At 45.0% G+C, this 21602-nt stretch carries 18 protein-coding genes, 1 tRNA gene and 3 pseudogenes; 13 read left to right on the forward strand and 9 right to left on the reverse strand.

The window, feature by feature from the left end; translation table 11 throughout:
• Positions 1–62: 62 nt before the first annotated feature.
• The 5 genes from uvsE (at position 63) to QZ938_RS27255 (ending at position 4767) form a co-directional block, all read left to right on the forward strand.
• Complete coding sequence (gene uvsE, locus QZ938_RS27235) at positions 63–1007, forward strand: UV DNA damage repair endonuclease UvsE (RefSeq protein WP_293354679.1); 945 nt, start codon at positions 63–65, stop codon at positions 1005–1007.
• A 150-nt stretch (positions 1008–1157) separates the two neighbouring features.
• On the forward strand, positions 1158–1829 hold the full coding sequence (locus tag QZ938_RS27240) for an SOS response-associated peptidase (RefSeq protein WP_293354676.1): 672 nt from the start codon (positions 1158–1160) through the stop codon (positions 1827–1829).
• 140 nt (positions 1830–1969) lie between these two features.
• Entirely contained in the window at positions 1970–2356 is a 387-nt protein-coding gene (locus QZ938_RS27245; protein WP_293354673.1) for a VOC family protein, read from the forward strand.
• 271 nt (positions 2357–2627) lie between these two features.
• The gene (locus tag QZ938_RS27250) at positions 2628–3545 is read left to right on the forward strand and encodes a helix-turn-helix domain-containing protein (protein ID WP_293354670.1); all 918 of its coding nucleotides are present in this window, start codon (positions 2628–2630) and stop codon (positions 3543–3545) included.
• Between the two features lie 427 nt (positions 3546–3972).
• Positions 3973–4767, forward strand: a complete 795-nt coding sequence (locus QZ938_RS27255) for a dienelactone hydrolase family protein (RefSeq protein ID WP_293354667.1) — start codon at positions 3973–3975, stop codon at positions 4765–4767.
• 152 nt (positions 4768–4919) lie between these two features.
• Here QZ938_RS27255 and QZ938_RS27260 read toward each other — a convergent pair whose 3' ends face one another.
• Entirely contained in the window at positions 4920–5537 is a 618-nt protein-coding gene (locus QZ938_RS27260) for a CP12 domain-containing protein (protein WP_293341748.1), read from the reverse strand.
• Between the two features lie 487 nt (positions 5538–6024).
• Between QZ938_RS27260 and QZ938_RS27265 the strand changes: the two genes are divergently transcribed.
• The 5 genes from QZ938_RS27265 (at position 6025) to QZ938_RS27285 (ending at position 12372) form a co-directional block, all read left to right on the forward strand.
• Entirely contained in the window at positions 6025–6264 is a 240-nt protein-coding gene (locus tag QZ938_RS27265; protein WP_293156015.1) for a hypothetical protein, read from the forward strand.
• Positions 6265–6332: 68 nt separating this feature from the next.
• The gene (glpX, locus tag QZ938_RS27270) at positions 6333–7370 is read left to right on the forward strand and encodes a class II fructose-bisphosphatase (RefSeq protein WP_293156018.1); all 1038 of its coding nucleotides are present in this window, start codon (positions 6333–6335) and stop codon (positions 7368–7370) included.
• Positions 7371–7557: 187 nt separating this feature from the next.
• Complete coding sequence (locus QZ938_RS27275) at positions 7558–8850, forward strand: glutamyl-tRNA reductase (RefSeq protein ID WP_293156020.1); 1293 nt, start codon at positions 7558–7560, stop codon at positions 8848–8850.
• Positions 8851–9172: 322 nt separating this feature from the next.
• The gene (locus QZ938_RS27280) at positions 9173–12178 is read left to right on the forward strand and encodes a UPF0182 family protein (protein ID WP_293354664.1); all 3006 of its coding nucleotides are present in this window, start codon (positions 9173–9175) and stop codon (positions 12176–12178) included.
• Positions 12179–12192: 14 nt separating this feature from the next.
• Positions 12193–12372 (forward strand): hypothetical protein, encoded by a 180-nt coding sequence (locus tag QZ938_RS27285; RefSeq protein WP_293354661.1) that lies wholly within the window; start codon positions 12193–12195, stop codon positions 12370–12372.
• A gap of 110 nt (positions 12373–12482) precedes the next feature.
• Here the strand turns inward: QZ938_RS27285 and QZ938_RS27290 are convergent, their stop codons facing one another.
• From QZ938_RS27290 to QZ938_RS27310, 5 genes are all read right to left on the reverse strand, one after another.
• Positions 12483–13127, reverse strand: coding sequence for a hypothetical protein (locus tag QZ938_RS27290; protein ID WP_293354658.1), 645 nt, complete (start codon positions 13125–13127; stop codon positions 12483–12485).
• A gap of 547 nt (positions 13128–13674) precedes the next feature.
• Positions 13675–14070 (reverse strand): hypothetical protein, encoded by a 396-nt coding sequence (locus QZ938_RS27295; RefSeq protein WP_293156032.1) that lies wholly within the window; start codon positions 14068–14070, stop codon positions 13675–13677.
• A 26-nt stretch (positions 14071–14096) separates the two neighbouring features.
• Positions 14097–14381, reverse strand: a complete 285-nt coding sequence (locus tag QZ938_RS27300; protein WP_293354655.1) for a hypothetical protein — start codon at positions 14379–14381, stop codon at positions 14097–14099.
• Positions 14382–14611: 230 nt separating this feature from the next.
• On the reverse strand, positions 14612–15565 hold the full coding sequence (locus QZ938_RS27305; protein WP_293156038.1) for a PIN domain-containing protein: 954 nt from the start codon (positions 15563–15565) through the stop codon (positions 14612–14614).
• Between the two features lie 138 nt (positions 15566–15703).
• Positions 15704–17230, reverse strand: a complete 1527-nt coding sequence (locus QZ938_RS27310; protein ID WP_293156074.1) for a site-2 protease family protein — start codon at positions 17228–17230, stop codon at positions 15704–15706.
• A gap of 387 nt (positions 17231–17617) precedes the next feature.
• On the opposite strand from QZ938_RS27310, the gene QZ938_RS27315 reads away from it, so the two are divergent.
• Positions 17618–18751, forward strand: coding sequence for a transposase (locus QZ938_RS27315; protein ID WP_363318908.1), 1134 nt, complete (start codon positions 17618–17620; stop codon positions 18749–18751).
• Positions 18752–18839: 88 nt separating this feature from the next.
• Positions 18840–19070, forward strand: a complete 231-nt coding sequence (locus QZ938_RS27320) for a hypothetical protein (RefSeq protein WP_293156041.1) — start codon at positions 18840–18842, stop codon at positions 19068–19070.
• Here the strand turns inward: QZ938_RS27320 and QZ938_RS27325 are convergent.
• Both QZ938_RS27325 and QZ938_RS27330 read right to left on the reverse strand, forming a co-directional pair.
• A tRNA-Arg gene (locus QZ938_RS27325) sits at positions 19071–19144 on the reverse strand.
• Positions 19145–19534: 390 nt separating this feature from the next.
• Positions 19535–19885 (reverse strand): annotated as a pseudogene (locus QZ938_RS27330) (IS4 family transposase); the annotation flags it as partial.
• Positions 19886–19962: 77 nt separating this feature from the next.
• Here QZ938_RS27330 and QZ938_RS27335 point away from each other — a divergent pair.
• Positions 19963–21231 (forward strand): annotated as a pseudogene (locus QZ938_RS27335) (IS701 family transposase).
• Positions 21232–21249: 18 nt separating this feature from the next.
• Here the strand turns inward: QZ938_RS27335 and QZ938_RS27340 are convergent.
• Positions 21250–21602, reverse strand: a pseudogene (locus QZ938_RS27340) (IS4 family transposase); the annotation flags it as partial.

A 21602-nucleotide genomic window follows, 5' to 3' on the forward strand; every position in this document is an offset into this window, starting at 1 on the left:
TTCAGGACTAAAGTCCTTACTACGAACCTATGTTAAAATAAGATTAGAGATAGATATTATTAATGAGCAATATTAACCAAGTGTTATCAAGTCAAAAACAGCCAGAATTAGGATTGGTCTGCATTACGACTTCGGACGCAGTTCGTTTCCGCACTGTCACGCGGAAACGGCTGTTGCAGCTAACAGAAATTGAACAAGAAAAAGTATTGCGCGAATTGTATGCAGATAACTTAAAACGACTTGACAAAGCGCTTGATTTCTGCTACGCCAATGGGATTAAATTGTATCGCATGACTTCTGCACTGTTCCCTTTTGCAGATACAGATTTGGGGGAAACAGTTTTAGATTCGATGAATGAGGAATTGCGAAGAGTGGGCGATCGCGCAATTGACCTCAACATCCGTTTGGTGTTCCACCCCGATCAATTCGTCGTCCTCAGTTCCGACAAGCCTGATGTTGTGAAAAACAGCATTAAAATTCTGGCGACTCATGCTTTAATTATGGATATGTTGGGACAGCCCCGATCGCCCTACGCGCTGATGAACATTCACGGCGGTAAGGGCGATCGCACTTCGCAACTGACATCAGTCATCCGCGACTTACCCGAATCTATTCGATCGCGCTTAACCTTTGAAAATGACGAATACGCTTACAGTTGCTCAGAACTTTTAGAAGTTTGTCTCGATACCGCAGTACCGCTGGTTTTTGACGCGCACCACCACGTCATTCACGAACATTTAGAAACTTACAACGATCCGAATGTGGCCGAAATGCTAGCAGCAGCAAAGACTACTTGGCCTGTTCCCGAATGGCAATTAGTACACATATCAAATGGCCGAGAATTTTTTGCCGATCCGCGCCACAGCGACTTGATTGCAGATATGCCCGATTGTTATTATGATGCTCCTTGGATTGAAGTAGAAGCTAAATTTAAAGAGTTAGCTATTGACAAGTTGCGGAAAGAATGGCTGGCTGCCAAGATTCCCGAATTAAGCAATATCGTGTAGCGACTCGGGGAATCAGACAATTTTAATATCGTGTCGAAATAAAACCATCGCACTCAAATTGGTTCGTAGTGAGGACTTTAGTCCTTCATAGATGCGGACTAAAGTCCTCACTACGAACCGTATTATAAACTATAAATAATGTGAGCAATTATGTGCGGCAGATTCACGTTAAATACTCCAGCTAAAATCATCGCCGAATTCTTCAAAATCTCGGAAATTCCCGACATCAAACCGCGATACAATATCGCTCCAACTCAATCAATTGCTACCGTCACAGTCAATTCCGAAAAGATTGAGCGACAGTTTCAATTTATGCGCTGGGGATTGATTCCCAGTTGGGCAAAAGATATGAAAATCGCCAGCCATACGATTAATGCCCGATCGGAAACAGTAGCAGAAAAACCAGCTTTTCGCAGCGCCATCAAGCACAGGCGGTGTTTGATAATCGCTGACGGCTTCTACGAATGGCAACCGCAGGGGAAGAAAAAACAGCCTTACTATTTTACAATGGCAAACAGCGAACCTTTTGCTTTTGCCGGTTTGTGGGAAAATTGGGAATCGCCGGAAGCAGAAAAGATTGTATCTTGCAGTATAATTACTACCGCAGCTAACGAAACTGTACAGCCCGTGCACGATCGAATGCCGGTGATTTTGCCCGCAAGCGTTTGGGAAGAGTGGCTTGACCCCTCAATTAAAAATGCTCAGCAGGTTTTACCGCTGTTAAAGCCCTACGATCCAGCAGCAATGATCGCAAATGCTGTAAGTGCGATCGTCAACAGTCCAACTAAAGACAGCCCCGAGTGCATTCAAGCTATAGAATAAACTCGGCGGTTAGAAACCGCGTCTACACACACGAAGTCCGCCTCCGCGGACTAATAAGTCGAGGAGTGTTACAGTTAAACTCTGTTGTTATTTGCTCAAATACTTTTCTTCATCTCAACATTAGGCAAAGGACAAAAAATATGATCGGATATGTTACCCTCGGTACAAACGATTTGCAAAGTGCAGCCAAGTTTTATGATGCTTTGCTGGCTGAAATTGGGGCTAAACGATTCATGGAAATGGAGGAATTTATCGCATGGAGCGTTTCTCCGGAAATGCCAGCACTTGCTGTTACCAAACCATTCGACGGCAACAAAGCAACTGTTGGCAATGGCGTCATGATAGCACTTCAAGTTGACAGTCCAGAAAAAGTCAATTTAGTTTACAATAAGGCGATCGCACTTGGCGCTCAGGATGAAGGAGCAGCAGGGCCAAGAGACGCCTTACCGGGGTTTTATGCGGGATATTTTCGGGATCTTGATGGCAATAAGCTGAACGTGTTTTGTATGATTGAACCAAACAGTTAAGATTTTTCCGATCCGACTAAAGAAACCGGGTTTTTTCGAGTTTCTGGACTGCGATCGAGTATTCTGGAAAAAACCCGGTTTCTGGCTGGCGCGTCAAAACCAAAGAAACCGGGTTTTTTCGAGTTTCTGGACTGCGATCGAGTATTCTGGAAAAAACCCGGTTTCTGACCTGTCAAAACCAAAGAAACCGGGTTTTTTGGGGTTTCTCCACTGTCATCAAGTATTCTCGTAAAAACCCGGTTTCTGACTAGCCGTGCGCTAACGATAAAAGATGAGAACATCAGAACCAGAGGTAAAACTGATTGATTTCAGCCAAGAAAAGGCAACAGATTTTTTCTTGCCTCAGCCTGCTGTCCTGACAAGTTCGGGATGGGATAAAATCTATTACGAACACCATCAACAGCCGCAGTTTGACACGCCCGAACATCAAGGTACATGGCACGTTATTGCCCATTGTCCTGATGTTGAAGTATCGGGAGAGCGATCGGGAGAACGGTGGTTGGATGGTAAGCTGAAAACAGAAGCCCGGAATCAGGGAGACATTGCGGTGATTCCGGCGGGTATTTCCCAGCGCTGCAATTGGAATACTTTAGCTCAGTTTACCATTTTGGCGATCGCCCCTGCACTCCTGGAGCAAGTGGGTCAAGATTTGGTAAATTGCGATCGTATTGAACTGATCCCTCATTACATGACAGAGCAAGATATCCTGATTCAAGGGATATTCGGCGCTTTAAGACAAGAATTAGAATTTGGCAAAATCGGCGGTTATTTGCTGGTTGATAGTCTTAAAACCGCATTAGCGATTCACCTGTTGCGGAATTATTGCACCGCGCCACCTCGGCTTTCTAGCTATTCTGATGGATTATCTAAACCCAAGCTGCAAGAAGTGAGGGAATATATTAACGAACATCTTCATCAAGACATCAAACTAATTGAACTGGCTGCGATCGCCCAAATCAGTCCTTATCACTTTTTACGTCTGTTCAAGCAAAGCATTGGCTTAACACCTCACCAGTATATCTTGCAGCGCCGCATCGACAAAGCCAAGTATCTCTTACGCCAGAGCGAACTGAGCATCGCAGATATTGCTTTGCGAGTCGGATTTTGCGATCAAAGTCACTTGACTCGATGTTTCAAGCGCCTGCTGGGGATGACACCGAAACAATTTCTCTCAGGGCGATCGCAATAATCTACCAAAATCCCGCAATTTTTTTCTAGAATTCAGAATCGCCAATTTTCTAAGCTAAGACTCAATACGGTTCAGATAAGGCCGATCCCCCCTAGCCCCCCTTAAAAAGGGGGGGATAGGAACTTACTCAAAGTCCCCCTTCTTAAGGGGGATTTAGCAGGGTGGATTAATTGTCAGGATAGGAGATATAAAACTACCAAAAGTATCGCTCAAAGGTCGGCTCGCGCGATCGGCCAAGGTACGTAGTTGCGCTTGGGCGCTCTTTATAGGATTAAGAAAGAGCGCAAAGATCGCAACTACGTACCTAATTTGTCTGACGACAATAAAACCGCCCTGCTTCTTAAGGGGGATTTAGGGGGATCTCCGGGGAATTAACAGTCTTAACCCAACTGTATTGAAACTGAACGCTCGAAGCTGGAGAAAGCAAATGAAAAATTGCGAAATTAATACCACAACAGTCAAAGTTATTAACAACAACTTACAAATCGATGCTTACTTAGCCCAACCAGTAGAAAAGGGAAATTTTGCTGCGGTTATGGTGTTTCACGAAATCTTTGGTGTAAATGAAAATATTCGGGATATTACCGAATTGATAGCACAACAAGGATACATAGCAATTGCACCTGCGATGTATCAACGTATTGCACCCGGTTTTGAATTTGGGTTTAGCGAACCAGATATTGGTTATAGTCCAGAAGCTTACCAATTGGGGCTGCAATACTATCAACAAGTAAAATATTGGGAAATATTCAGCGATATTCAAGCAACCATTGCCTATCTCAAAACATTACCCAACGTTAAATCTGACTCTATTGGCTGCATTGGTTTTTGCTTTGGCGGTCATATTGCTTATCTGGCTGCAACTTTACAGGAAATCAAAGCAACTGCTTCGTTTTATGGTGGGGGGATTACAACTTCTAGCTATGGAGAATCTACTCCAACTCTCGATCGCACTTCGGCAATTAAAGGCACGATTTATACATTTTTTGGTACGAAGGATACATTAGTTTCACAGGAAGAAACCTTCAAAATTGAGGCAGAACTACAGAAACATCAAATCAATCATCGTGTATTTCGATATGATGCAGGACATGGATTCTTTGGTGCATTTTTCGTAGATAAGTACCCGTTTTTAGCAGAACACCCTAATATAAACAGAGAAGCTGCTGCTGATGCGTGGCAACAGGTTATTGAACTTTTTCAAAACAAACTTAAAGATTAGCAGCGAGATCGTTAGTCTTTGAAGGCAGAATCAAAAATTCAGCTTTTTTACGTTCTACCAACTGTCAATTAAGAGGGCGGGCCCGCACCATCCACCGCCCCTACCAACTGTCAACTGAAAAGCTGTCAACTGTCAACTGTCAACTGACTAACTTAACTGTCGTACATCCGCGCTTCTGCCGCGTCGGGATTTTCTTCGCAATACTCGTCAAAAGCCGTTTTGTCAAGCTTGATCGATCGCTGGTGAGCGGCCTCAGCCTGCATTTCCTCTACGATGTCCCAAGCTACCGCGCACTCTTTAGAAGTAGCGCCTTTCTGTGAACAGACTGTTCTAGCATCGGCGATCGCCTTTTGAATTTCATCCTCAAAGACAACACTCTTCGGCTTCTCAACAAAATCGCTTTTTGTCAAAATATCCGTTACCGAAATAATGCCCAGCAGTTTGTCCTTAATCACCGGAGCTCGACGGATGCGGGTATTGGCGAACAACCTCGCCACATATTCCACGCCCAAGTCGGGATTCACCGTGATGCACGGTTTGGTCATAATCTCGAAGACGCGGACTTTTTGCGGGTCTACTCCGTAGGCTGTTACTTTGTAAACAATATCCGTTTCCGTGACAATGCCATAGGCGTCTTGTTCGTGGCGGCGTTCGACAATTAACGCGCGCAGGCAGAGTTCGTTCATCATCGCCACTGCTTCAGCTACCGTTGCCGAACCACGAATGGTGACAACTTCCTTTGTCATGATATCTTGGGCTTTCATCATCATAAAATAGTTTGGTAAGTGGGAAATGAGCGAGTCTTTAGACCTGAGAGGGAAACGACGCGGGTGGTTTTAACCACCGTGAATCTTTCTGTCCATTACCGCCTTGGAATTGTTTAACTCGGTGTACTTTTGTAATGTACTTTCAATGGGACAATTACCATTTCAAGCTTCACAATCCTGTACGCATAATGGTTTGCCTTTGTTGGGCCTCCCTTGCGGGGTGAAGTTAGCTTGTCGGTCAATGTTATAAAGGCTTGTTAGGCTTGCAACACTGTTCCAGTGACTTTAGAACTGTTTAATTGCAAACGACAGAGCGAGGAACTAGCTTCGCATTCCGGGGTGTCGTGACCTAAATAACGTAGTCAGTTAAGACTTAGGCCCGTCAGAATAGCTTGCTTCGAGACTTGCTCGCGACCAAGCTCAGTGTCTTTAGACCTGAGTTCCTGACTTTTTCTTGCTCCCAGCTCATACACTCTAGTGTATCGCCATTGTGCGGCGCCTGATTTACGATCGCGATCGCCACTTACCCCTGTGTCCGCCTTCGCCTCCGAGAGTCCGCGATTTCTCGATCGGGCGGGCCTGTTTCGGACGATCGCCCAAGCAAGAGTCAAGCATTCGGGCGATCGAGCCTTCAGCTTATTTTGCCCAATTTATCAGCCCCAGTCTCAAAGAAGTAAAAGTTAACACAAACAAACCAACTGCTTGCGCTCGCACAGATCCCCGGCTCTGATAAACTTGATGGCTGGGAGTGCAAAAAAGCACAAGGCAAGCAGGACTTAAGTTGGGAGGATCTAATTCGTGGACAATGTAATCGGTTTAGAGATTATTGAAGTAGTCGAGCAGGCAGCTATTGCTTCCGCTCGCTTGATGGGCAAAGGCGAGAAAGATGAAGCCGATCGCGTAGCTGTAGAAGCAATGCGCGAACGCATGAACAAAATTCATATGCGCGGCCGCATCGTGATCGGTGAAGGCGAACGCGATGACGCACCCATGCTTTACATCGGCGAACAAGTGGGTATTTGTACCCAAGAAAATGCCAAAGATTTCTGCAACCCAGATGAATTGGTAGAAATTGACATCGCCGTTGACCCTTGCGAAGGTACTAACCTAGTTGCTTACGGTCAAAACGGTTCTATGGCAGTTTTGGCAATCTCTGAGAAAGGAGGTTTGTTTGCTGCACCAGATTTTTACATGAACAAATTGGCTGCTCCTGCGGCTGCGAAAAATCATGTAGATATTCGCAAAACACCAACACAAAACCTCAAAATTATCTCTGATTGTCTCGGCCGCAGTATTGAAGATTTGGTGGTGGTGGTCATGGATCGCCCCCGACACAAAGATTTAATTAATGAAATTCGGGCAGCAGGTTCAAGAGTTCGACTGATCAGCGACGGTGACGTTTCTGCTGCGATTTCTTGCGCGTTTTCTGGTTCCAACATCCACGCCCTGATGGGTATTGGCGCAGCACCTGAAGGTGTGATTTCCGCAGCAGCAATGCGCTGCTTGGGCGGTCACTTCCAAGGTCAGTTAATTTACGATCCGGCTGTTGTTAAAACTGGTTTGATCGGTGAAAGCAAAGAAAGCAACATCGCTCGCCTGACAGAAATGGGCATCACAGACCCAGACAAGATTTACAATGCTGAAGAGTTGGCATCTGGAGAAACTGTGCTGTTTGCAGCTTGCGGAATTACTCCCGGAACGCTGATGGATGGAGTTCGCTTCTTTGGCGGCGGCGCTCGTACAGAAAGCTTGGTAATTTCTTCTCAGTCGAAGACTGCTCGGTTTGTGGATACAATCCATATGTTTGACCAGCCGAAATCTCTGCAATTGAAATAGTCATTAGTTAACAGTTGACAGTTGACAGTTGACAGTTGACAGTTAGCTGTTGACGGTTGGCTGTTGACGATTGATAGTTGACTGTTTGCTGTTGACCGTAACCTGTTATTAGCAATCAGCGATAAACTAATAACTAATAACAGGTGACTGTTGACAAGTAATAAATAAATAGTGACAAATCATAAACATGAATATTGCAGTCGTAGGTCTCAGCCACAAAACAGCGCCGGTTGAAGTTCGGGAAAAACTCAGCATTCCAGAACAAAAGATTGAAGCGGCGATCGCCCAATTGCGCGGCTACCCCCACATTCAAGAGGTTGCAATCCTCAGCACTTGCAACCGTTTAGAAATTTATATCGTTACCGCAGAGTCAGAGCCGGGAGTGCGAGAAGTGATGCAGTTCCTTTCGGAATGCAGCAAGCTTCCTTTGCAGTCTTTGCGCCCTCACCTGTTTATTTTGCTGCACGAAGATGCGGTGATGCACTTGATGCGAGTGTCTGCGGGCCTCGACAGTTTGGTGCTCGGAGAAGGACAAATTTTGGCTCAGGTGAAACAAACTCACAAACTCGCCCAGCAGTACAAAGGTGTTGGCAGAATTTTAGAACGTTTGTTTAAGCAAGCTCTTACAGCCGGGAAGCGTGTCCGCACGGAAACTAGCATTGGTACGGGTGCGGTTTCGATTTCTTCGGCGGCGGCGGAATTGGCTCAATTAAAAGGTCAACATTTAGCAACTAGCCGGATTGCGATTATCGGCGCTGGGAAGATGTCGCGGTTGTTGGTGCAGCATTTGCTGTCGAAAGGAGCGAGTCATATTGCGATCGTCAATCGATCGATGCGAGGCGCTGAAGAATTGGCTGGTTTGTTTAAAGATGCCACACTGCACTTGCATTTGCTCTCGGACATGATGCAGGTAATTGCGGATTCTGACTTGGTGTTTACCAGTACAGCCGCTACAGATCCGCTCTTAAATAAAGCTAAATTAGAAGCTGTTTTAAAACCCGATCGCCCGTTGATGTTGGTAGATATTTCTGTGCCGCGTAACGTTGACTCGGATGCGAAGGAATTGGCTAACGTGAAGTCGTTTAATGTGGACGATTTGAAAGCAGTGGTAGCTCAAAATCACGAAAGCCGCCGCAAAATGGCAATGGAAGCTGAGGGCTTGCTGGAACAGGAAGTAGAGGCTTTTGATGTCTGGTGGCGCAGTCTAGAAACTGTTCCTACCATTAGCTGTTTGCGAGATAAGATCGAATTGATTCGGGAACAAGAATTAGAAAAAGCTTTGTCGCGTCTGGGTTCCGAGTTTTCGGAGAAACATCAAGATGTGATTGAATCTTTAACAAGAGGGATTGTGAATAAGATTTTGCACGATCCGATGGTGCAGTTGCGGGCGCAGCAGGATATTGAGGCGCGCCGACAAGCGATGCAGACTTTGCAAACGCTGTTTAATTTGGATGTTGATGTCAATCAGCAGTACAGTTAACAGCGTTAATCAGTTGACAGTTGACAGTTGACAGTTGACAGCGTTAATCAGTTGACAGTAGTCATTAGTGATGTTTTGCATTAGCTTTTAATGTAATTAGGACTTATATCGTTTCCGGTTGGTGAACCGCCATAAGATTGGTTCGTAGTGCGGACTTCAGTCCGCAGCCGTATGGCGGACTGAAGTCCGCACTACGAACTTTCATTGTTATGGTAATCTACCGGATATGATATTACCCATTTGCTGATTAAGTAACGGGGTTTATTAGCTCAAATAACTAATAACTAATAACTAATAACTAATAACTAATAACTAATGACTAATGACTATTAAGCGAATTTATCAATTAATTTTATTGCTTGTAGGGCTGTGGTTAGTTTTTGAGTTTTCCTCCCGGATTGCGGCAGAAATTCTCTGGTTTGAGGAAGTTGGATATCTTGAGGTTTTGCTGTTAAAACTGAAAACTCAAGCGTTGCTGGGCGCGATCGCACTTTTGGTATCTTCCACCTTCTTCTTCGGAAATTTAGCCCTAGCCCGCCGCCTGCAACTTCCCACCGAAAGCAACATCAAATCACCTGTTTTTAGGCAGTTAATCGCGCCCGCAAGTGGCCCAAACACGAAGAAAAATCATCAACTACCTGCTGCTAAATCTCAAATTGCCTTTCCCTGGCTGTTGTTGGCGATATTTGGATTAAGTGCGATCGCCAGTTTAACAGTAATTCACTGCGGGCTCTTAGCCGCCGGTACCATCGGCGATTTTAGGATAGTCGGGGGTTTGTCGGCGCCGCCAATAGACTTCGGATTTAAGTCAATCCAGGTTGGGGTGGTGCAGCTATCGTCTGATTGGTGGCAGTTGGGCTTGCTGCTGGGAATGATGTTAGCTGTAGCAATTAAGCCGGATTTTTGGTTGCGGGCGATCGCTCTTTTGCTCAGTTTGGCGATCGGGATAATTGCCGCCAGTCGCTGGACTAAACTTTTACAATCTTTCAACCCTACTAATTTTAACATCACCGACCCGATTTTTAATCAAGATATTAGCTTTTATGTATTTATCTTGCCGATCTTAGAATTACTAAGTTTCGGGCTGACTATTGTATCTGTGTACGGTTTAGTATCTTGTACTTTAACCTATTTGCTGGCGGGAAACAGCCTGAGTCAAGGCATATTTTTGGGGTTTTCGCGATCGCAACAGCGGCACTTGTACGGCTTGGGAGCAGCTTGCATGGTAGCCGTCTCACTCCGGTACTGGCTGGGCTGTTACACCTTGCTGTACTCGCGCGGAGACGTTACCTACGGGGCTGGTTACGCTGACGTGACAGTGCGGCTTCCCGTCTATGGCTTTTTGAGTATTGTGGCTGGGGCGATCGCACTTTTCATGCTTTGGCCTGTTTTCCAATTAAACATCAACAATAATAACTTAAAAAAAATCATCTTAGCATTTTTAACTTTAAGTATATCTCTAGGTTTGCTGCTGCCAAAAATTGTGCAGCAACTCGCAGTCAAACCCAACGAACTAGCGCGCGAACAGCCCTACATCCAGCGCAGCATTGCCTTTACTCAACAAGCTTTTGACCTGAAGAAAATTGAAATTAAAACATTCGATCCAGGCGGAAAACTTACATATCAAGACTTAGAAAAAAATCAACTTACTATTAGCAACATCCGGCTGTGGGACAAACAGCCACTGCTGCAAGCCAACCGACAGTTACAGCAAATTCGACCTTATTATACATTTCCTGATGCGGATATCGATCGCTACACAATCAAAAACGCCACAGCAAAAAAGGGAGATGTGGAAAGCCAGCAAGTAATTCTGGCGGCGCGGGAATTAGATTACACAGCAGTGGCGCCGGAAGCTCAAACTTGGGTAAACGAACATCTCGTGTACACTCACGGTTACGGCTTTACTCTTTCTCCCGTAAACACAGTCGGTGTGGGGGGTTTACCCGATTATTTTGTCAAAGATATTGGGGTAACAGCCCAGACAGGAGACACTGTTTTAGATGTAACTAAAGATAGCATTCGGGCCAGTATCCCGATCGGCTATCCGCGCATTTACTACGGCGAAGTCACCGATACAGACGCCATCGCACCGACAAAAGTCAAGGAATTCGACTATCCCAGCGGCCAAGACAATGTTTACAATACCTACAGCGGTACCGGCGGAATTGCGATCGACTCTCTATGGAAGCGCTTGCTATTTGCGAGTTATCTCAAAAATTGGCAAATGGCGCTTACCCGCAATTTTACACCAGAAACCAAGTTACTTTATCGCCGCAATATTAACAAAAGAGTCCGGGCGATTGCTCCTTTTTTGCGCTACGATTCCGATCCATATTTAGTAGTAGCAAACGCCAATCTCAGTAAAGGAGAAATAGAAAAAGAATTAGTTCAATCTGGCAACTCTATTAAAAAATCACCCCCTGCAAACGATAAATATCCTAACTATCTTTACTGGATTATCGATGGCTATACAGCGAGCGAGCGCTACCCCTATTCAGATCCAGGAAAAAATGAATTTAACTACATTCGCAACCCGGTAAAAGTCGTGATTGACGCCTACAATGGCTCTGTTAATTTTTACGTTAGCAATCCTTCCGACCCGATCATTAAGAGTTGGATGGCTATCTTTCCCGGACTCTTCAAACCCCTAGAAAGAATGTCTCCGGCACTCCGCAAACACATTAGATATCCCGTAGATTTGTTGAGCATTCAATCGGAACGGTTGTTAACTTATCACATGGAAGATCCGCAGGTATTTTACAATCGGGAGGATTTGTGGCGTGTTCCTAATGAGATTTATGGTGGCAAACAGCAGCCCGTAGAACCGTATTATTTGATTACGAAACTGCCGACGGAAACATCAGAAGAGTTTATTTTGCTATTGCCATTTACGCCAGTCAGTCGTAATAATTTAATTGCTTGGATTGCAGGGCGATCGGATGACGATGATTATGGTAAGTTGCTATTGTATCAATTCCCCAAACAGCGATTAGTTTACGGCCCGGAACAGATAGAAGCTTTAATCAACCAAGATCCGGTAATTTCTGAACAAATCTCTCTGTGGAATCGGCAGGGTTCAAAGGCGATTCAAGGTAATTTATTAGTAATTCCGATAGAACAATCTTTGCTGTACGTGGAACCTCTTTATTTGGAGGCTGAACGCAATAGTTTGCCAACTTTAATTAGAGTGATTGTTGCCTACGAAAATCGAATTGTGATGGCAGAAAATCTCGACAAGGCACTGAAGGCACTTTTCCAGCCAAAATCTACTAATAAACCCGCAATTGTGAGGCCAGTAGAAGGCGCATCTCCAGCGTTGAATTGACAGATGATATGTGTATGGAAATGGCATTCTCATTCATCGAACAACAATTACAATCAAACGGCATTACCAACTTAATTCTGATTCCTAACCGCGACTTGCATCGCTTCCCGATTCATGCTTTATTTAGCAGTGAATTTGTGATTACCTATTTGCCTAGCGCTCAATTTTGGCTGAATTTGAAACATCTTTATTAAAATTGCTTGACAGAATTCCGGGCTCGAAATAAACCACAGATGGATCTGAGGGCGCTGAGAGAAGAGAAGGGGAGAAAGTTATTTAGAGTTGATAACTCTGAGGATTACTGTTAGTTAGCAGGCTTGACATCTTCCCACCAAAGCTGGACATAAGGCCAGAATACTTTATCATCATCTAGCTTGACGGTCACTTCATAGCGATCGATCTGAGTGAGTTCGCCTGTTTTACCATTGAATTGCAATTGTTTGGGATCGTCAGTGTGAATTTCTACCTTGTGATTCAACAGCGGTAGCATTTGCTTTGAAGAACCATGAAACGGATTTTTGCCTCTGAGCACATAGCCACCAATGAAAGATATGTACATTAAAGTTAGGAAAAATACTGTACACAAACTCACAATCAACAGTGTTTTTGGTTGTGAAAAATTGGTATAAACGCTCGCAACTCCTACTACCATTGTTCCGAAAAATAACAGACTCGGCAGCAAGAGTCCATCTCCCAGAAACTCGCTACAAAAAAGCATCAGGGGTATCTGAAAACCAAATAATGCAGCTACCCAAATCCACCCACTCAGCAAGGATTCAGATAGTAGCCAATTCATTGCTACCGTCAGGCCGATCGCAATTCCTATGGCCCAAATCGGTGCCGCATAATCGTACTGTCTGAAGGGAAGAACCACAAAAAAGAATACAGCATAAACAAAACCCGCCAAAGCTAAGACAAATCCACTAATTATTTCGTTCCAGTTCAGCATTTTTAAATTAGGCGCAAATAATGAAATCTTAATTAATATTATGTCCGATCGAACAATAGTCCGGACATTTTTCGATCGCGAACGGTATAATAAGGGTTCCAGCTTCCTCAGAGGCTGAAATCTTAACGGTAGAATGCCAGTTTTAGCCACCACCCCAAAAAACTGTCCCGATTATTGCTCGAACAACCGCTATAAAATAGGTTTGTAGTGAGGACTTCAGTCCGCATCAAAAATCAGAGGACTGAAGTCCTCACTACAAACCTTATAAATGATAAAAATCTACACATTAGAAATGTCCTAACCCTTAACGTTCACCTGCTCATAAATTACAAACCCAGCCGCCGGTACAGTCAGCGAAATACATTTTCTCTGTCTGTCCTCAACATAAACTTTACTATTAATTTGCGTGTTGTCTGTCTAGTAAATGCACTTGAAACTGTCCCCAACTTTGTGTAAACTGTAGTCGATACTGTAATAAATGCAAGGAATATCCAAAGTCGTCGCATCCAGATCTAAAGCGTTTAATATTACCTTTTCACCGTTTTTACTAGCACAAAAATGCGCTTTGTGGTTGCCTTTTTCTACCGTCGTGGTCGTCAAACATCGTGACCACTTTATTCTTAAACCAAACGTGAGATTCTTTTTGCAGCAGCAGAAAGTTGCGGAACAAAGAAAAATAAACGCTGCGATCGCGATATCCTTTTACCATGTAGGCAAAGGCATCGAGGATTTCGCTAATTCCTAAAGTCGCATTCAAACCAGCCACTTCTAATGTAGAAAATGCTTGTTTGTGCCCTCCGGTAATCTCGCCAATCGAGTAAAATTTTTCCTTACCAATTAAGTGAGCAAATTCGTGAATAATTTCTGCAAATAACCGAATTTTACCCAAATGCACGTGCTTGACTTTATCAACTTGAAATCCATCGATATCTGTATAAGCCATCCAAAAATTGTAAGCTTCGCACAGATTTAGTAGCGCCTCAGAAGGCTGGTAAAAATCTGTGCTTCCTTCACCTGTATGGATATCTTTGATAACGAAAAAATTTCCTTCGACATACTCAGGGTAATTATCCCAATTGCTAATATAACCTTTTTTGTTATAACTAGATGAATCTTAAAATTCGGCTGGCAAAATTGTTCCGTCTGGGAAAGCTTCGGGATAGTTTTCCCGCTGGTGACGACTTTTCCCCGATCGTCCTCATAACCGTTTTTTGTGCCGTCTGAAAAGCGATCGAGCATTAAAAAATATAGCACTTGGTCTTCCCAAGCCACAGGAGAAGGAAAAAATTTGCGATCGCGCAAAGATGTAAAATCTAATTCCGCTAATGCTTTCTCGCTTATTTTGATGTGTTCTCAATCTGTGAATAGTTACCAATTAACCGGGCTGGCAATTACAGATTAAGGCTATCACAGACTTTTGCTACTTGCTGTCGATGGTGATAGTCCTTATTGAAGCTAGAAAGCGGAATTTTCAGACCGATATATCATTTAGGGTCGATCGACTTGACAAATTGTTGCACAGGCTGCGGTAGAGCCGGTACAAAAGTCTTTCTAAAACCCCGAGCATCCAACACTCGCCACAAAATACCCACCGCTACCGTCAAGAAAAATAACGCTCCCAAAAAATTGAACGCACCAGACAGAAAACCGCCATCCCTTTTTTTCGGAGGCGTAATGTGTTTGATCCGATATACAGCCGGCTCGTAATCTTTCCGTTCCTCGCGACTGGGCACCGGCTTTTTGGCATTGGTGCGCGAACTCTTACGGGGGCTCCCACTCAAACCCGTTTGATTAGTTTTAGTAGAACTACTGGGCGAGTCCAAATCAGAATCGCCACGCATCGTGAACTTGCTAACAGATGTCCCGGTTTTGCCAACACCAGCATTCTGTATTCTACTGTTAGAGCGCTGAGTTGATTGGCGATCGGCTAAAGTTCGCATCAAACTTTGCAATTGCTGAGTCGCAGCCGGCGGGCGTTCCGCTTTCCTCGCCCAATTTAACAGCATCGCCGCAGTAATGCCGCAAAGATTCGCAGCCCCCACAGAAGCTATCCGCTTCAGCAGAGGCTGACTGTTGGACACAAACACCACCAGTGCGTCGGGATGTTCCTGAGCCAGACCGTAAACGCACTGAGCTGTAGCTACTACTAGCATTGCTTGTGCGCTTTGATTTTTCATCGAGGGTTCTAGACCCCGATGCGTTTCTTGAGCATCAGTCACAATCCAGCCACTATCTGCAAAAAAGCGCATAAACTCTCTGGCCACTTGCTCTTGAGCTTTTTCTACCGCTTTCCCTGTCAGATAATCTATTTCGTCATACACTACTTCCGGGAGATAGCAACTTCCCACCTTGGCATATTCTTGCCAAACTTGGGTTCTGCCAGCCATCAAAACATCCGCATCAAAAGTTACCAATACAGGAGGAAGTTGATTAGCCATAACTTTAGCCTAGATGCTCATATCCGTGATTTTTACTTGCTAAATTAAGTTTAAACAAATTCCGAGCTTTTCTATTGGGTTAATTCATAAATATCTGGGGTGCGCCCAAGCGCACCCAGCCCACCAATGGTCAGATGATTAGTTGCCAATTCCTAAACGCCCAGCTAAAGCGGGAGTCAAGGGCAAAAGTACAGAAATCATTAAGAACAAAGCCAACAAACCCAAAGCTGCGCGAGCGTCGTCAGGTTCAGTCAGCTCGTTGAGGCTCGGCCGCTCCAGATTCCGCTGTAAAATCAGAATCACGATCGCCCAATATAAAGCCAAAGGATTAACTAAAGAAGCGATCGCCAGCACCACAAACGTCGCCAAAGTAGCGCGACTGGCAATTTTCCGGCCGTAGATTGCTTGCACAATTCTACCTCCGTCCAACTGTCCCGCAGGCATCAAATTAATCGCCGTGATTACCAAGCCCAACCAACCAATAACTACCAGCGGGTGAACGTCAACAATCTGTTGCTGCAACGCCGCACCCAAAACCACTTTTGCCAAAGTTCCCACCAAAACCGAGCCCTTGAAATACTCTGCGGGAATTTGAAACAAACTGCCGGGGTGAGAAAGCAGCAAACCCGTTACCAGCATGAGCAGAGAAATTATTCCCCCAGCGGCTGACCCAGCAAAAGCGATGTCAAACAAAACTTTACGGTTGGGAAGCAGCGACTCAAAACGCTCGATCGCCCCAAAAGAACCTATCTGAAAAGTTGGTATAAAAAACGGCCAACTCAAGCCAACCTTGTACTGATTTGCCAGCACTCGGCGAGCAATTTCGCCTGACCCTAAAACCGCCCAAATTCCCGCCGCAATTGGCAGCACTTCTGGATATCTACCAGGCGAGTTAAAGAAATCGAAACTCAGCAGCAAACCCGCTGTTTCCAAACTGGTAGCAATTGTTGCTAGTAGTAGCACGACTGCGAGGATTTTTTGAGATAGGGTAGTTGGCTGCGGGTCATTTGTGCTGGGCAAGATAATAACTACCGGCTTCTCGTCCTGATTTTCTACTAAAAACAGGCGGTAGCGATCGTTCAATCTTTCTTGCAAACTTGCCGTCAAACGCGAGTGTACTTGTTCTGGGTCTCCCCGGAGATTGCCTTTCAAGATTACCCCATCTTGATAGGGAATCGTTTCTATAGCAAAGAAAGTATCGATGCCAAAGATTCCTTGAATTGCCTTGAGGTCTTCAACTGGAACGGGAATTATTTCTAATTCATTAGTTGCAGGCGATGTGACGATCTTAATAATTTCTTTTGCTGGTACCTGTTGTTTGTTTGGAGGGGAGTTTCCATCGCTTTGGGACTCGATCTGGGCCAGATCGGGGCGCGAGTCAATCGCTGCATCGGCTGCTGCCTTGCGTAATTGCCTGCCCAGATAAATGTACAATCCCGTGGATGTCACCAGCAGCAACAATACCGCCACTAGATTTAGGTAAATCCCGGCACCGAACAAACCAAAGAACAGCAGCCACGGACTCATCAGCACCACTGACTGCAACCAAGCTAACATTCCCAGTTTGCCAAAAGGTCTGGCCCGATAAAATCCCCAACCCAGAATTCCCACAGCAACCAATACCAGTGCAATTGTGGCGGTATTTTCCGATGCAACGATCGGCATTCCGGTTGCTTGCGCCAATACCGGCTGTAACTGGTCGATCGCGCTGCGGTCGAGTAATAGCATTAAATTTTGGGGTATATGAAATAAAATTGCTCTTAACATATCCAAACCTGTCCAAAAATAGCCCGAACACCTAGACCCCCAGGATACCCCCGCCATAGCCGTACTCGGCTTGGCGGTGGGAGGAATGGGGTGTGATTGAAGAGTCCCACCCCTGAGTGGGTTGACAATCGCAGATCGATGGCAACCAAAGGGGTGGGCGACGAATGAACAAACAGATCTACACTTGCCATAAAAAATATGTCACATGTGATAAAATAATTGGCATGGAACAAGTACTGACGCTAGGAAAGCAAACTCAATCCCTCGCCAGAACAGGTCGCCCAAATAGAGGCAACCCTTCAGGCGTTTGCGGCTGCTTGCAACTATGCCAATGAGGTAGTTAAGCCACAGACCACTAGCAAGACCACGATTCAAACTACGGTTTATCAAGAGTTGCGCTCGAACTTTGGGCTTAGCGCTAACTTGGCAGTCAGCGCTTGTGTGCGGGTTGGTGCTAATCGCAAAACTGCCAAGCTCAAGGGCAAGCCAGTTAAAACGTTCAAGCCAACCAGTGCTGACTACGATGCTCGAATCTTTGCTTTTAGGGAAAAAGATTGGACTGTCAGCCTCACGCTGATGAATGGACGCTACCACATCAAAATGAATGTGGGGCAGTACCAGACAGGCAAGCTCAAAGGTAAGAAGCCTACTGCTGCCCAACTCTGCAAACATCGAGATGGTAGCTACTACATCCATATTCAGGTCAAAGACACACCACCAGAACCGATTAAATCTAGCCAGGTAATTGGTGTAGACCTTGGACGTACAGATATTGCCGTAACTAGCGAGGGCGAAAAATGGAGCGGTAAGCACATTACCGCAGTCAGAGATCGATATTCCAGAACTAGAGCTTCGCTTCAGAGTAAAGCATCGAAAGGCACAAGATCGACACGGCGCAGATGCCGTAAGATTTTGCAACGGCTGTCGGGGAACGAGCGACGTTTTCAAACACATGAAAATCATGTAATCAGCAAAACCATCATCAAGCAAGCAGGAGCGAGTAATGCTATCCTCGCCATCGAGGACTTGACGGGGATTAGAGATCGTACCAACCAGATGCCGAGAAGCAAGACTGAGCGGTTTCGTTCCAATAGTTGGGCGTTCTATCAGTTGCGCCAGTTCTTGACCTACAAAGGTATTGGTGCGGGCGTTGAAGTGATTGCGATTAATCCGCGCTATACAAGTCAAACCTGCCACAAATGCCTGCATATCCATCCGACTAGAGGCGAGTCCTATCGGAGGGGTAAGAGTTTCAAGTGTGGACATTGCGGTTGGCATGGCGATGCTGATTTGAACGGTGCGATGATGATTAAATTATTGGGGTCGTCTGTAAACCGACCTGAAGGTTCCGAGCTATTCTGTAGCTTGAGGGCTGTTGAAAGCCCCCACCATAGCTGTACTCAGCTTGGTGGCAGGTAGTTTACTAAGGATAACTCTTGAGGGCTACCCGGCCCACAATCGGCTGCTGCTGTTTTAACTTCTGGGCTATTGACACAAAAGACTTTTTATGATAGCACATCGGGTGTGTCAAACATATACTCAGATAGCTAGGAGTGTCGATCGCCCGGAAACGGAAAGATTAGCCTGGTTTCGCAGGCGGCGCTTCTGTGCAGATTTGATGGTGTTTCGGATGCCCGAATCCGAAACAACTACGCAAAAACTGCGACACAAGGTTTCAGGCAGTATGTCCGTTTGTGTCCAAACGTTGGAAACTCTTGTCATGTATAGGTTTGGTTAACGGGTACGGCAGGACTTGAACCTGCGGCTCGCTGCTTAGAAGGCAGCTACTCTATCCAACTGAGTTACGCACCCAACTCAAAAAATCGTTAACAATATCATTGTATCGGTGGAGTGTGCGATCGAGCAAGTAAATATTTTTTGATTTATCAACAAACCGGTTCGAGCCAGAAAAATAGGTTGTGGAGGGCCGCAAGTTCCGGTAGTTGACAGTTCACAGTTGACAGGGGACAGGGGAGAGTTACAGAGTACGGACATCAAACCGTTTATGTGTCACGCGGTCTCGGCTCTATTCATGAGCTTATTTATGTCCGCGCCCGAAGCGGCGATTGCTATATTTAGAGGTTGAGTTGAAACCAGTCGTCAACCCAAATATTTTGTCGATCGGATATCTCCAGAAATTAAGTCGGCCCTCAGACGGTTTGACACTCCCCGCCCTAAAAGGACCTGCTGTGTACACACAAGTCAGGGTTGAGCTAGCAGCCATCCCCAAAAGATGGACTCAAATTTCCTCAAACCCTGGACGAGAGTGGCAATTCCGGGGGGCGCTGGGATTGATAGCCAGACCATCCACCCAATCTAGCAATCAGCCAAGTTGCCCAGGGTAAGGAGCGTTTAGGGTGAGGGTTTTGCAACTTTTTAGTCCTGCCTTCTAGCTTTGGCTCTAATTGCTCCAGGAATGATTGCTGCTATGCAGGTGAATGCCAGGGTTGCTTCGAGGTCTGGTTTGTCCCGGCCTTCCACCAATTGAAGCGTCTTCAGCGCCACCCCTAGCCCTAAAATCGTCAAGCGTTGAATCGCCTCTATCGATTCTAGCGGGACTTAAACAGAAAATACGATAAAAATAGGTTATAATGTTTACATAGCAAGCATATAACGTTAAAAAATGACCCATGAAAGAGACAACCCCTGCGGCGATGCCCCCCTGCTTCGATAGATGGTGTCAAAGATTTGACGATATTTTTGGTCATCTTGCCCAAAAACGAGAGTTTAGGAACTATTTAGGAGGATTATTGGGAGAAAGTGAACGAAAAAACCTGTCGCAGATGGCAGAAAACGCCTTGGGGAGTAACCTACCACAAATTACATCATTTTTTAACAACAGCGCCTTGGTCATTCAATGAACTCAATCAACGTCGCTTAGACGTAATGAATCAATGTAATCAAACCAAGATTAGTCGAGGATTCAGCCTAATAATAGATGATTCAGGACACAGAAAAAGTGGTAACTTTACCGACGGTGTAGGAAGACAATACATCGGACAACTCGGAAAAACCGACAATGGGGTAGTAGTAGTTACCAGTCATCTATATGATGGCAAAAAGAGCCTGCCATTAGATATTGAATTGTATAAAAAAGCCGACTCATTACCCTCCGGAAAAGATGATCCAGACTTCAAGAAAAAGCCAGAAATAGCCATAAATTTAATCGACAAGACCTGCTTCGAGAGGCTATAAACCAGGAATAGTCTTGATGGATTCAGGGTATGGTAATAACACCAGTTTTTTACAAGAATTAGAAAACCGCAAATTAAAATATATCGGAGGACTTGCCAAGAATCGCAAAGTAATAATTCAAAAAACAGTAGAGGAAACAGAAGAGATTCGAGTAGATAATTTAGCTAAATCCTTACCTGTAGAGGCTTTCACAAAAATTCAACTGTCTTTAGAACGACCGAGAACAGTATGGGTAGCAATTCAATTCGTCGAATTATCAAAATGCACGGGTAAGAAAGTAATGGCTATCGTCATGAATGCAGAAACTTTCGATACCGCCACTGAAATAGATTATTTGATGAGTAATGCTGACTCGTCAATAGCGACAGAGGAGTGGATAGTAAAAACTTATTCAGAAAGAAATTGGGTTGAAGTTTTCTATCGGGAAGCCAAGGGATGGTTGGGATTAAATGAATATCAAGGAGCGAGATGAAACCAGCCTGAAAAGACATTTCATTCTGGTATTTTGTGCCTACACTTTCATTCTCTGGCATAGGTTAACAGGAGGATTAAGGCGTACATGGGCAAACAAACCTTTAAACACCTTTACTCAGGCACTCGAAGCATTTCGGACAGCCATATCTTTTAGGTTTGTAAAATGGTTGAACCAAAATTGGGACGTATTCTCCGCTTATAAAGCCAGTTTAGGCCTTGTTTGGGCTTAAAATTTGTTTAAGTCCCGCTAGTTGGGTGGATTCAATATCTAAACCATCGCGTTTGAGCGTGGCAAATAGTTGTTCAATCCACCAACGCCAGCGGTACCACAGGATGACTTGTAAAGCTTGTTCAACAGATTCGACTGGATGGGTCGTCAGCAATCGCCAGAGAATCGGTTTTTGGCCTGTGGGCGGACTCACTTCTCTGGCTTCAACGGCCCACAGTCCAACATGGTCTGGATAGTCCTGGGCACTCAGGTTATCCGGTCTTTGAATTTTAACTGATGCACAACGAACGGCTAGCCAAGCACTGCGGGCTGTAAGGTTGAGTCTGGCGTCCGCCAAAACTTCTACAGAATAGGTTCTTGCGATCGCTTTGC

Source organism: Microcoleus sp. CAWBG27 (genome assembly GCF_020883145.1).
GTDB lineage: Bacteria > Cyanobacteriota > Cyanobacteriia > Cyanobacteriales > Microcoleaceae > Microcoleus.